General features: G+C 43.9%; 13 protein-coding genes. 9 read left to right on the top strand and 4 right to left on the bottom strand.

From position 1 onward, the window contains the following. Positions 1-9: 9 nt before the first annotated feature. The gene (locus CSV74_RS15455; RefSeq protein WP_099692347.1) at positions 10-387 is read left to right on the top strand and encodes a YhjD family protein; all 378 of its coding nucleotides are present in this window, start codon (positions 10-12) and stop codon (positions 385-387) included. Here the strand turns inward: CSV74_RS15455 and CSV74_RS15460 are convergent. The 3 genes from CSV74_RS15460 to CSV74_RS15470 form a co-directional block, all read right to left on the bottom strand. After that, positions 350-886: a competence protein ComK gene (locus CSV74_RS15460; RefSeq protein WP_099669823.1), complete on the bottom strand. Its 537-nt coding sequence runs from the start codon at positions 884-886 to the stop codon at positions 350-352. The genes CSV74_RS15455 and CSV74_RS15460 overlap by 38 nt on opposite strands. A 592-nt stretch (positions 887-1,478) precedes the next feature. Continuing rightward, on the bottom strand, positions 1,479-2,642 hold the full coding sequence (locus CSV74_RS15465; protein WP_099692348.1) for a M20 family metallopeptidase: 1,164 nt from the start codon (positions 2,640-2,642) through the stop codon (positions 1,479-1,481). Between the two features lie 169 nt (positions 2,643-2,811). Next, positions 2,812-3,321, bottom strand: coding sequence for an antibiotic biosynthesis monooxygenase family protein (locus tag CSV74_RS15470; RefSeq protein WP_099692349.1), 510 nt, complete (start codon positions 3,319-3,321; stop codon positions 2,812-2,814). 295 nt (positions 3,322-3,616) lie between these two features. Here CSV74_RS15470 and hemE point away from each other — a divergent pair, with 295 nt between their 5' ends. The 3 genes from hemE to hemY are packed head-to-tail and all read left to right on the top strand — an operon-like array spanning position 3,617 to position 7,064. Next, positions 3,617-4,660 carry a uroporphyrinogen decarboxylase gene (gene hemE / locus CSV74_RS15475; protein WP_099692350.1) on the top strand — a complete coding sequence of 348 codons (1,044 nt, stop codon included), beginning with the start codon at positions 3,617-3,619 and terminating at the stop codon, positions 4,658-4,660. Between the two features lie 24 nt (positions 4,661-4,684). Next, positions 4,685-5,620 carry a ferrochelatase gene (hemH, locus tag CSV74_RS15480; protein ID WP_099692351.1) on the top strand — a complete coding sequence of 312 codons (936 nt, stop codon included), beginning with the start codon at positions 4,685-4,687 and terminating at the stop codon, positions 5,618-5,620. Positions 5,621-5,648: 28 nt separating this feature from the next. Then, a complete protein-coding gene (gene hemY, locus CSV74_RS15485) occupies positions 5,649-7,064 on the top strand; it encodes a protoporphyrinogen oxidase (RefSeq protein WP_099692352.1) in 1,416 nt (471 codons plus the stop codon). A 178-nt stretch (positions 7,065-7,242) separates the two neighbouring features. Here the strand turns inward: hemY and yhfH are convergent, their stop codons facing one another. Beyond that, positions 7,243-7,368: a protein YhfH gene (gene yhfH / locus CSV74_RS15490; protein ID WP_081657806.1), complete on the bottom strand. Its 126-nt coding sequence runs from the start codon at positions 7,366-7,368 to the stop codon at positions 7,243-7,245. 207 nt (positions 7,369-7,575) lie between these two features. On the opposite strand from yhfH, the gene lplA reads away from it, so the two are divergent. From lplA to CSV74_RS15515, 5 genes are all read left to right on the top strand, one after another. Then, positions 7,576-8,568, top strand: coding sequence for a lipoate--protein ligase (gene lplA, locus CSV74_RS15495; RefSeq protein ID WP_099692353.1), 993 nt, complete (start codon positions 7,576-7,578; stop codon positions 8,566-8,568). A gap of 106 nt (positions 8,569-8,674) precedes the next feature. Further along, positions 8,675-9,373 (top strand): response regulator transcription factor, encoded by a 699-nt coding sequence (locus CSV74_RS15500; RefSeq protein ID WP_029052562.1) that lies wholly within the window; start codon positions 8,675-8,677, stop codon positions 9,371-9,373. Further along, a complete protein-coding gene (locus CSV74_RS15505) occupies positions 9,373-10,395 on the top strand; it encodes a sensor histidine kinase (protein ID WP_099692354.1) in 1,023 nt (340 codons plus the stop codon). Before CSV74_RS15500 ends, CSV74_RS15505 begins: the two co-directional genes overlap by 1 nt. Continuing rightward, a complete protein-coding gene (locus CSV74_RS15510; protein ID WP_037561354.1) occupies positions 10,376-11,155 on the top strand; it encodes an ABC transporter ATP-binding protein in 780 nt (259 codons plus the stop codon). Before CSV74_RS15505 ends, CSV74_RS15510 begins: the two co-directional genes overlap by 20 nt. Further along, a complete protein-coding gene (locus CSV74_RS15515) occupies positions 11,127-13,061 on the top strand; it encodes an FtsX-like permease family protein (protein WP_099692355.1) in 1,935 nt (644 codons plus the stop codon). The genes CSV74_RS15510 and CSV74_RS15515 overlap by 29 nt, the downstream gene beginning before the upstream one ends. Positions 13,062-13,333: the final 272 nt, after the last annotated feature.

Here is a 13,333-nt window from a genome sequence, read left to right on the forward strand (position 1 = left end):
GCGAATTCAATGCCTTTGATCCCCGCAGAGGCAATGCCGTATTTGGAGAACTATATTTATCTTCCTATGCTATTGACGATTATGGAACGTGACCGTCAGTTATTAGAGAAGGTACCGTTTAAATTGAAAAGCCCGTACCTTAATTTGCTGGACGAGACAATGAACACAGTTTCTGCTGATCTACAAACAACTTCTTTGTATTTGCGAAAGCATAAAATGAGGGTGATACGCCATTCAACAGATGAACTATTTACGGAATATGTATTTTTACATGATGGCTATCAAGATATGCGACGCTACTTGAATGTTCGCTTACGTAACCGATCGGAAGAGTTACTGAATCTGTATATTAGGAAATTGTCGAATCAGAACTCTTCGGGTCCATGATCATATAATACGAACTTCGCAATTCTTCCTGAGCATTTTCAAATCGTTGAGACAAAATATGCGATAATGCCATTTGGCGATAAACAGTTGCTAACGACGTATCTAGATGCATCTGCGTATCGTTTTTTAGAATCACGGTTACACCATCCTCGTGCTGAACAGCGTCTTTTACTGCATGATAAGCCACCCATGAGTTTTTATGTAAGGTAGGGGACAGTAAAGGGAAGAATAATAACGGCCGATCATTCGAATGAGTCAGCATAATCGGTGGCTTTGGTCGGTTTTTCAAATCCATTTTGGAACTGTTAATAATGGACTCAAAGTTGGAACGGTAATGCGCACAAGACTCTCTCATAATTTCTAATGGTGTTTTCTCGACAATAAAAGTCCGGTCGCTTTCCACTACTTTTGTATAGTATGGATTCGCATGTTGTCCATGGAGTAATGCAAAAGTATGAAATGTAACGATGTAAGACGATAGATAATGTGGATTAGCCATGTTGTTCCCTCCCGTTTAATAGGACCATATACGTATTAATTATAGTATAGAAAAAACGAAAATCAACTGTAATGTTGGAAAATAGTAAATGTTCTATTAATATGGTGATTTTTATCGAATGGTTGTGGTTTTAATAGAACGAATAAATTGAAAGATTACGTCTGATACCCGACTACTGAACGCTTTTGACAGAAAGACTATGTGGCTGCGGGTCTTTGATGCTATTTGTTGGGTCGTTGCTCGACTGGTTGTTGGGTACTGAAGTTAGTGCGTGTCTGCTTTCTGGACTCGCGCAGGCACGTGGGGGATTGCCTCCAGCCATGAGCCAGCTGGCAAAGTGCCGCCAGTTGTCTCCTGGCCACGGCCTACCCCGCAGTTGTGCCTGCGCTACTAAGTGGTATTTCTTTAGGTTGTGGTTCTAATGGAGAGAAGATCAGTGACATCGCGAAAACCATCCATCAGCGCCGTAGTGTGGGGAATGAGCTTGCCACTTACATTGCCAGCTAAACCACAACCCTATATCTATAGAAAAGTTAAAAAGCTGAAGACCATCCCAAGAGAATAGGGACGTTCTTCAGCATCGTACTGATCTTCAGTTCTGATACTCAATAGCCGCAGCACACAATGTTTTAGCAGCTGCAATCATAGCTTTTTCGTCTATGTCGAAACGTGGATGGTGGTGAGGGTATGCATCTGTCGGCTTGGCACCTGTGAAGAAGAAAGTACCTGGAACTTTTTCAAGGTAGTAGGCGAAGTCTTCTCCACCCATTTGAGGTTGCATTTCTTCTACGCCTTTTAGATCCGGAATAGATTCAGCAATCGTTTTTAAGTAGTTCGTTTCTTTTTCATGATTGACCACTGCCGGATATCCACGGAAGTAGTTTACAGTGATTTGACAATCGTGAGCCAAGGCCGTGCCTTCAGCTACACGCTTTATTTCTTGTTCCATTAGATTGCGTACGTCATTAGTAAATGTGCGAACAGTTCCCTCTAGAACAGCTTGGTCGGCGATGACGTTGAAGGCGTTTTCTGCGACGAATGAGCCGACGGATAGTACAGCTGATTCAATGGGATCCACACGTCTTGAGACGACTTGTTGCAAGTTCATCACGAGCTGTGAACCGATTACGATCGCGTCTTTCGTTTGATGTGGAGAAGCGCCGTGTCCGCCAGCACCTTGAATGGTAATATTGAATCGGTCCGCTGCAGCCATAATTGGGCCTGGAGCGTAATAGATAACGCCTGAGTCAAATAGGGACCACAAATGCGTGCCGAAAATGACATCGACACCTTCTAAACAGCCGTCTTCAATCATCGCAATCGCGCCGCCTGGAGCTAATTCTTCCGCGTGTTGATGGATAAACACATATTCGCCAGTAAGCTCCTCGCGCATTTCATTCATAGCTTTTGCCAATTGGAGAAGCGTGGCGGTATGGCCATCATGTCCACATGCGTGCATGACGCCCGGTACAGTGGAAGCGTACGGTGTATCTTTTTGATCTTGAATAGGTAACGCGTCAAAGTCTGCTCGCAAAGCAACCGTTTTTCCTGGCTTCGCACCTTTGACTCTTGCGACGACACCATTGCCGCCTACTCCAGTACGTACTTCCACTCCCAGTTGTGTATAAAAGTCAGCGATATAGGCAGCGGTTTTCGTTTCTTTAAATGAAATTTCCGGGTTCATGTGCAAATAACGGCGAATCTCTACCATATCGTCATAAGATTGTTCGAGTTTCTGAAATAATTGTTCTCTCATTATAAAACCCCTTTCAAATAGACAAATAAGTCAATCAACTCGTTTAGTATAGCAAGGGGTAAGTTATATCGCAAACTACGAGTTTTGAAATTTCTGGTAACTGAAACGAATGAAAAATGGTAGGTTAGACGTCGTTTAACATAAAAAAAGAAGGTCTGACGTCGAAACGTCAAACCTCTTCAGTAGGTGTTTTATAATGTGTAGTGTATGGAGCGCTTGTGAAGATATGTTGCGTAGCACCACCGGCATCTTTGAAAACCGTTTTATCGGATAATTGATTACCGGGAGAGTTATACCAAATATCGTACAAGCGTCGATCTGTCCATTCTGTCAGCAATGTATACGTATCAGAACCGATAGGACGCAATAAGCGGAAGGCTACGAAACCTGGCATGTTTTGCAGTTGTTCGCCCAGGTGCTTGTACTGATGTTCGAAAATTGGTTTCCCTTCATCTGTCACTGCAACGTTATCCATTGCAAAGAATCCAGGTTCTGTCAGGTTGCCGTAAGAACCTACTACTTCAAATTTCCTTGGTGTTTGAAATACACTCTTGCCATTTGTCTCATGTAGCAACAGTGTACTGCCGCCACCATTCATCAAAAGTATAGGTTCATCAGTGTGCTGGTCTTTGATCTTCTCCATAAAACCCAGCGTTCCAGTTGTCATATAAATATTCATGTAAAGTTCCTCCTTTGGCTAGTAACGATCGTCTTTGCTTAATTTACTTAACAACACTTTTTACTAGTGTATGATTCTACATGTAGTAATTCCCTTAATTCCTCCGAATCAAACACGTCTGTTGCAAGCAAGTTAGGAATGATTGTCTAAAGCGTGGCAGAAGTGTGAGTTGTCCTAGCACAAAATTATGACAAAGGCGCAATTCACTATACATTGACTTGTCAACGGTTTATCATGAGAACGTATATGAGTTACGTGAAAGAAATTAAAATAATGGAAAGAGGTATCTCTGAATATGTCAACTTTTAATGATACGTTATTACGTGCTGCGAGAGGCGAGGAAATTGAACACACGCCCGTTTGGTTTATGCGTCAAGCAGGACGTTCACAGCCGGAATATCTTAAAATCAAAGAGAAATACTCCTTGGAAGAAATTACGCATCAGCCAGAATTGTGTGCGTATGTAACAAAGCTTCCTGTAGATCAATATGATGTAGATGCTGCTATTTTATATAAAGATATCGTTACACCACTTGTAGGAATCGGAGTAGACGTAAAGATTAAATCAGGCGTAGGTCCAGTTATCTCAAATCCGATTCGTTCTGCACAAGACATCGCAAACTTAGGTGAGTTTTCAGCAGAAGAGCAAGTTCCTTACGTGTTAGATACGATAAAATTGCTGACACAGGAGCAATTGAATGTACCACTAATCGGTTTCGCAGGCGCACCGTTTACACTTGCGAGTTATATGATCGAAGGCGGTCCTTCAAAGAGCTATAACCTGACAAAGTCCTTCATGGTATCTGAGCCACAAGCTTGGTTCGCATTGATGGATAAGTTAGCCGATATGACGATTAGTTATATTACAGCACAAGTTAACGCAGGTGTGAAAGCTGTGCAAATATTTGATTCATGGGTAGGCGCATTGAATGTATCGGATTACCGAATCTTCATTAAACCTACAATGACTCGTATTTTCTCGGAACTGCGTAAATTAAATATTCCATTGATTACATTCGGAGTCGGCGCAAGCCACTTGGCGAATGAATGGCATGACCTACCAGTCGACGTAGTAGGACTGGATTGGCGCTTGTCTATTAAAGAAGCTGGTGAACGCGGTCTGACAAAACCGTTGCAAGGGAACTTGGATCCATCCATGTTACTGGCAGACTGGTCCGTCATCGAAGAACGTGCAAAGCTTATAGTTGAACAAGGTGTAGAGCACGGTAGCCATATCTTCAACTTAGGCCACGGTGTATTCCCTGACGTGAAACCTGCAACATTGAAACGCTTAACAGCTTTCGTACATGACTATAGTAGAGAATTACGTTCGAAATAACAATCCAACCATGAGGTGAAAATGATGACGAAAAAGAAAATGGGCTTACTCGTTATGGCGTACGGTACACCAAACTCCTATGACGATCTATTACCGTATTACACGCATATCCGTAGAGGCCGTCCGCCGGCTCCGGAACAAGTAGAAGATCTTCGCAATCGCTATGAGGCAATCGGAGGCATTTCACCACTTGCGCGGATTACGGACGATCAAGCGAACGCACTAGGCGCGCGTTTGAACGAAGCACAAGACGAAATTGAATTCAAAGTATATGTAGGTCTGAAGCATATTGCACCATTCGTGGAAGATGCCATACAAAAAATGCATGAAGATGGTATTACGGAAGCTGCATCCATTGTATTGGCACCACATTTCTCTACGTTCTCCGTTAAATCATACAACGGTCGCGCGAAAGAGGAAGCAGACAAGCACGGGATTACACTTACTTCAGTTGAAAGCTGGTACAAGCAACCGAAATTCATCGAGTACTGGGCGAACCAATTGCGTCAAACCTATGACGCGATGGACGAGACTGAGCGCAACAATTCATGCTTGATCGTATCAGCTCACTCATTACCGGAAAAGATTCTGGCTAACGGTGACCCATACGCTGATCAGTTGAAAGAAACAGCAGAAATGATTACGGAAGCAGCAGGCGTAAAAACATACGCACTTGGCTGGCAAAGTGAAGGGCAAACCCCTGATCCTTGGCTAGGTCCGGACGTACAAGATCTCACACGTGAACTGTTTGAAACGAAAGGATATACATCATTCGTTTACACACCAGTTGGATTCGTTTCAGATCACTTGGAAGTTCTGTACGATAACGACTACGAGTGTAAAGTAGTATGTGATGATATCGGCGCAGCGTACCACAGACCTGCTATGCCGAACACCGATCCTTTATTCATTGATGCGATGGCAGATGCGGTAATGGATCAATTGCACGCAACAAAATGAATTCGATTGGATTGGAGTGAAAAAGGACATGAGTGAACGAAAAAAAGTTGTCATAATCGGCGGCGGCATCACAGGTCTCGCTGCAGCGTATTATATGCAAAAAGATGCCCGTGAACAAGGACTTCCCATAGACATCATCATGATTGAAGCTTCAACAGAACTAGGTGGAAAAATCCGAACAGTCCGTCGAGACGGCTATGTAATCGAACGCGGTCCCGATTCCTTTTTGATCCGTAAAAAAAGTGTAGACCAATTAGCGACTGACCTGGGTATAGATGATCAGCTTGTGCGTAACGCAACAGGGCAAGCCTATATATTGCTGCATAATCAGATGCACAAAATCCCAGCAGGTGCTGTCATGGGTGTACCGACTGAAATCAAACCCTTCGTTACGTCAGGTTTATTCAGTTTAAGCGGTAAAATACGTGCGGCAGGTGACTTTGTATTACCACGTTCTGAAGTAACTGGAGATCAGTCGCTCGGTAAGTTTTTCCGTCGACGCTTTGGTACAGAAGTGGTGGAAAATCTAATAGAGCCATTATTGTCGGGCGTCTATGCCGGTGATATCGATCATATGAGCCTGGAATCGACTTTCCCACAGTTTTATGAAGTGGAAAAAAATTATCGTAGCTTAATTTTAGGAATGAGGAAGACTACTCCTAAACAGCTACCGCAAAAAAATAGTCATAGTTCGAAGAAAATGGGTGCTTTCCATACATTTAAAAATGGTCTGGATTCATTGATCGAAGCATTGGAAGAGCAACTGACTGATGTCAACGTTATGAAACAGACGCGTGTCACGAAAATAGTGAAACAAGACGACCGTGCCGTTCTGACATTGAATGATCAGCAGCAAGTCGTAGCAGATGCAGTCATCATGTCGACTAGCCACGTAGTAGCGAGCCGTTTATTTGAGCCGCATGGACTGTTGAAAGAACTAGGAACGATTCCGATGACATCTGTCGCAACAGTCGCACTTGGTTACCCGAAGAGTGCGATGAAGAGCGATATCGATGGAACGGGTTTCTTAGTACCACGCAGTAGTAATCATTCGATTACCGCATGTACACTCGTCGATCGTAAATGGCCAACGACAACACCAGACGATAAAGTGATGGTGCGAGCATTCGTCGGACGCGTTGGGGAAGAAGCGATTGTCGACTTACCGGATGCTGAGATCGAAAAGATTGTTCGCCAAGATATGAAAGAAATTCTCGGGCTCGAAGGTGAACCCGATTTCTGTATCATTACACGCTGGAAAGAGGACAGACCGCAATACCGCGTAGGCCATAAAGAGAAGGTTTTACGTGCGCGAGAAGAAGTGCAATCGGAGTTTCCGATGGTCGAGCTGGCTGGCGCCTCCTATAATGGAGTCGGTTTGCCTGACTGTATCGATCAAGGAGTCGCCGCGAAAGATCGTGTATTGGCAAAGCTGTTTAAATAACATAGAAAAATCCGTACAACAATTGTTGTGCGGATTTTTTTATATTGTATGGCGAGTGGATTTGTCTGGAAAGCGCGGTTGGGCTAGCACAATGGGCGAGCTGTTCAATTTATGTATGTATTACCGCACAAAAAAAGCGAATATAGGAATATTCGCCGAAAGAAAGTTTTGTTTTGTTTTACTTTACGTTGCAATGATTACATTGATTAGAGTAACACTCGTGCTGCTCTTCAATTTCAGTTCCACATGTCACACAAACCTTCGCCGGCAAGTTCTTGAAAAATTCTACGATGCTTTCTACCATATTTATCAATCCCCTTCTGTTTGTTGTATAACTCTTTGTTATATACACATTGTATTATAACAGATGCCGAAAGTCAACAATTCATTTAACTATCTGTTAAAATGGATTCAAGCCTTTTGTGACGGGCTTTCAGGCAGTTTTAGCTGTTTGAAATTGAAAGAATTAACTGAAAATAAATGTGGCAATTTTGTGAGGAGAGAAGAAAATATGAAATTTATCGATAATCAAGGCATTACAGACCCGCGTATTAACCTGGCTATTGAGGAATATGTACTCAATACGATGGACGTAGACAAAGATTCGTATTTACTGTTCTATATCAACGAACCTTCTATCATAATTGGAAAGAACCAAAATACAGTTGAAGAAATCAATACAGAGTTTGTCGATCGTCAAGGCATTCACGTAGTACGCAGACTGTCCGGTGGCGGTGCGGTGTATCATGATAAAGGAAACTTAAACTTCAGTTTCATTACGAAAGACGATGGGGAATCGTTCCGTAATTTCAAGAAGTTCACAGAGCCTGTAACAGATGCGCTGGCTAAAATGGGGATCAAAGCGGAATTGCTTGGCCGTAACGATATTTTGATTGATGGACGTAAAATCTCAGGGAATGCACAGTTTGCTACAAAGGATCGTATGTTTAGCCATGGGACGTTATTGTTTGATACAGATATGGAAGGTGTCGTGAATTCACTTAAGGTGAGGAAAGACAAAATTGAGTCAAAAGGGATCAAGTCGATTCGCAGTCGTGTCGCGAATATTTCCGAGTTCTTAGAAGAGCCTATCTCCATTGAACAGTTTAGACAGGAGATCTTAAATTCGATGTTCGATGGGGAAGAGAATATTGAGTATCGTGTGCTGACGGATGAAGACTGGACGAAAATTCGTGAATTGTCTGCGGAGCGCTATGGTAACTGGGAGTGGAATTACGGACGTTCACCGAAATTCAACTTGCAACAGTCCAAACGTTTCCCTGTCGGTGGCATTGATGTTCGTTTGCAAGTGGAAAAAGGCAGTATAGAAAACGTCAATATATACGGTGACTTTTTCGGTGTTGGTGAAGTACAAGAAATCGAGAAACGTTTGATTGGCGTGAAATACGAACGTAAGGCGATCACGGAAGCACTCGAGTCAATGGACGTTGAGAAAATCCTTGGTGGTATTAAGCTGGAAGAATTTGTGGATGTAATCTATTAAAGAACAGCGCATGTCTTGCGGGGCATGCGTTTTTGTATACGAGGTTTTATTTATGTGTGCTGTGAAATGCGTTATACTGAATATAACGAGAAAGTGAGGAGTTACGGTGAAGCATCGAATATTTATTGTAGAAGATGATTTGAAAATTGCCCAACTGCTAGCGGGAACGCTTGAAAAATATCAATATGAAGTCGCAATTATTCAGGACTTTGACCGTGTCGTCGAAGAATGTAACGCGTATAATCCGCATTTAGTGCTTTTAGATATTAACTTGCCGGTTTACGATGGCTACTATTGGTGCCGTCAGCTACGCCAGCATACGATGTGTCCGATTATATTCATCTCGGCACGCTCAGGTGATATGGATCAAGTTTTTGCGCTCGAAAATGGTGGCGATGATTTCATTACGAAGCCATTCCATTATGAAATTGTATTGGCGAAGATTAAAAGCCATTTGCGTCGTTCGTTCGGGGAATACTCACCGAATCAGTCGGAGCGCATGATTGCATCAGGTGATCTGACGTTGTATATAGAGCGGATGACGTTACAAAAAGGCAAGGAAGAAATTCCACTTCAGAAGAAAGAGTGTGTCATTTTGGAATTGCTAATGGGCGAGTCTCCGAAAGTCGTGTCGCGCGAAAGATTACTCGAAGAACTGTGGGATGACCAGTCATTCGTCGATGAAAATACACTCAACGTCAATATGGCCAGAGTGCGCAAGAAATTGACCGATTACGATGTGCGGTCTTGGATTGAAACGGTGCGTGGTGCGGGGTATCGCTTCATGCCGGAGTCGGAAGCCTAATGAAAGCATTCACACTGTTCGTCAAAGAGCATGTACCGTTCATGTTGTTTCAAATCGGACTCGTATCGTTCATTTTACTATTGTTTTGGCTTGACGGTTTCCGCAGTCCGAACACGGCGATCTATTCGGTCGCGATGAGTATTTTACTTACGGCGGGCTATTTGGGAGCGAAATACATCATGCGGCGTACGTATTATGCGAGAATCGTTGAAAAGCCGAAGCAAATGGAAGATGCGTTGATACGGCACGTCATGACGCCTGAACATAAAAAGACGATAGAATTTACGCGTGAATTATATCGCCTGTACCAGCATGAAGTACAGACATTATATAATAGACAAAATCGTCATTTGCATTTCATGAACCAATGGGTACATCAAATGAAAACGCCGATTTCGGTCATTAATTTATTATTACAAGAAGATGAAGTGGATAAGAAGAGTATCGAGCAGGAAGTGGGGCGCATCCAAAACGGATTGGAAATCGTCCTGGTCAATGCACGACTTGAAACGTTTGAAGAAGATATGCAAATTGAGCGGCTATTGCTTCGGCAAGTGTTACAAGAAGTGCTAAATGACAACAAACGACTCTTTATTGCGAACGGTCTGTTTCCCGTGCTGAACGTCGAGGAGCACTTAATGGTTGCGACCGACCGGAAATGGATCAAGTTCATGCTCAATCAATTCATTACGAATGCAGTGAAATATACATTTGAAAAAGGGAAGAAAATTCATGTCAATGCAGTGCAGCTTCAAGAAGGGCTGTGTCTTGAAATCGTCGATGAAGGAATCGGAATACCGGCATCCGATTTACACCGTGTGACGAAAGCATTCTTTACAGGTGAAAACGGCAGATTGTCCGGTGAATCGACAGGCATGGGGCTGTATATTGCGTCCGAAGTCTGTGAGAAACTGGGCCACCAACTGACGATATCTTCCAAACAAGGTGAAGGCACGACGATTGCATTACTATTTACAGACGGAGAGGCGGGTGAACAACCAAATGACACAACCGGTCGTTAAGATGGAAGATGTAACGAAGATCTATGAAGGTAAAGTGATACATCGTGCACTGAATCAATTGGATTTCGATGTGCAAGAAGGGGAGTTCGTTGCCATTATGGGTCCGTCGGGTAGTGGCAAGACGACGTTGCTGAACTTATTGATGGCGACGGATATTCCAACCTATGGCAAGATTGTCATTGGAGGCGTGGAACCAGAAAAGCTCAGTCAAAATCAAATTGCTTTATTCCGCAGACGACAAATTGGTTTCGTCTTTCAGGAAATCAATTTACTGCAAATGCTGACGGTGGAAGAAAATCTTGTATTGCCGTTAACGCTTGATGGATTACCCGTTGAAGAGATGAAAAAGCGGGTAGAAGATATGGCGCAAAAGCTGAACTTGGGAGATATTTTGGAGCGTCGACCGGATGAATTATCAGGTGGACAAGCACAGCGTACCGCGATAGGACGGGCGCTCATCCATCAGCCGAGCATTGTATTAGCGGATGAGCCGACAGGAAATCTGGATTCCAAATCAGCGAAAGATGTACTCGAATTACTCGAACATATTAACCAGCATGAAAAGACGTCGATCATTATGGTGACGCACGACCCGATTGCTGCGAGTTACTGTGACCGCGTATTGTTCATTAAAGACGGGGAGTTTTTCAATGAAATTTATAAAGATGAACGCCGGCAAACATTTTTCCAGCGGATCTTGAATGTGTTGTCGTTACTTGGAGGGAATGTCAATGACTTTTCGACAGTTCGCTTACCGTAACGTCCTTCGTAACCGCCGAGTCTATGCCGCATTCTTCATGGCGAGTGTATTTTCCGTCATGGTGTTTTTCCTCTATTCTATGTTGCTGTTCCATCCGTCAATTGAAAACACCTTTTTAAAAGAGATTTCAACGCTCGGTATGGGCATAGCGGAAATCATTCTATTTATTTTCACGCTGTTTTTCCTGTTTTATTCGATGCGTGCATTTTTGCAGGCGCGTTCAAAAGAGTTCGGTGTGTTACTGCTTCTCGGAATGGCAAAGCGCCAGTTGCATCGACTCATTTTCATCGAGACGATGTTGCTTGGATTCGCATCGATCATCAGCGGGATTTTCCTCGGCTTCATGTTTTCAAAGTTCTTCTTCATGATTGTCAAAGCGATTGTACAAATTCCAGTTTTACCGCTTTATTTATCTTGGAAACCATTCGTGCTGACGATGGGGGCATTCCTTAGTTTATTCGCTATCATTTCATATATCGCACCCGTATTCATTCAGCAAGGGCAAGTATCGGACTTATTAAATGGGGATATGGCCGTACAATCGGTTTACTCGTACTCGAAAAGCCGTGGCATATTCGGAGTCGTGCTATTATTGCTCGCCTACGCGATGGCGGCATTCGTCTCGCGCTCGAGCATCATTAGTCTGTTCTTCTTGCTACCACCACTCCTCACAGTCGGAACGTATTACTTTTTTACAGACACCTTACCGCTTGTATTGCATGCACTGCGGCGGCAAAAGAAAATTTTTTGGCGGGACTTCTGGATGATCTCGATCTCGGAAAGCATCGTCCGTTTAAAAGAAAATGCGCGGATGTTCTTCATCGTGACGATCGTTTCGACAATAGCGTTCATGTCAGTCGGTATTCTGGCGTCGTTAACGTCATTCGCTTCGCAATATCGTGAAGTGAATCCACTCGGGCTTATTTATAAAAGCTTGCCGCATAATGATTTCGAGTATCAACATATTGCGAAATTGACCAATGAACTCGACCAACAAGGTCTTGATTACTGGGCTGTACGATTCCGTGTGCTGGAACAGCAATCATCCTATACTAAGAATAAAGTCAATATCGTCAAGCTATCTGATCTGAATGAATTGGCCGCAACCTTCGGGGAAAAGCCGCTTTCCTTACAAAGTGGCCACGCGTTGTTCTTACCCGCAACAGCAGCCGCCGCTAATCAGTTGTCGACAGAATCAGTCAACACCGAACTGGCTGACAGCAGCGTCTCACTTGAGATCGAAGGCGTCTATCCGTATAAACTGTTTCCACCAAACGCGCTTGGGCTCAATACGATCGTCGTCAATCATTTGGACTTCGACCGCATCGAAGAACAAGCGGGTGTCGATGCACTGGCGTTTAATTATTATGCGTTTAACGTACGGGACTGGCAAGAGACGCGGGAAATCGGATTGTCTATCCATGCCCAAGTGCTGGCTGGGCTAATGCTCGAACACCGCGATCCGGTGCGCTATGAGTTTGAGAATCCAGGGTTGAATTACTCGCATATCCGTATGACGTTTTCGTTGTTGTTGTTTATCGGATTATTGCTGGCAGGCGTATTTTTCCTTGCGTCCGGTAGTTTTATCTATTTCCGTTTGTATACGTCGCTCAGCTACGATCGACGGCAGTATGCGGTGTTGCAGCGGATTGGGATGACGGATAGGGAGTTTACGAAGATCGTCAACCGGCAGTTGATTCCGCAGTTTTTCTTCCCGTGGGGTGTGTCGTTCATCCACAGTGTGTTTGCGTTTATGTCGCTGCAGGTGATCTGGGATGCGCTGGCGGAGATTTCGATTGTCAAGGAGCTAGCGCTTGTGCTGGCGGGCTTTGCGCTGATGCAGATTTTCTATTTCTATCTGATCCGCTGGCGTTACATTTCACATATCAAGGCACCTACTTCTTAGGAAGAGGTGTCTTTTCTTATGAACAGAGAGGTACATGGTGGGTGCAAGGGGATTGAAGCTCCAGCTGGGGACGCGTTCCGGAGGGCGTGGCCCGAGCCGCTTCCCTCACTTCGTTCAGTCCAGGGTCTCGGACTCACGCTGATCCTCCCGGAGCATTCCTGTTTGGTTAGTGGAGCCCTATTGAAATAGAAAAGTCCCCTTGGTATGATTCGGGGGTGTCAAGGCATCGACTACTTGACCCCTAATAATAACCAAGGAGGACTCACATGAAT

Origin of the sequence: Sporosarcina sp. P19 (assembly GCF_002743165.1) — a bacterium.
In the GTDB taxonomy this organism is placed as follows: domain Bacteria; phylum Bacillota; class Bacilli; order Bacillales_A; family Planococcaceae; genus Sporosarcina; species Sporosarcina ureae.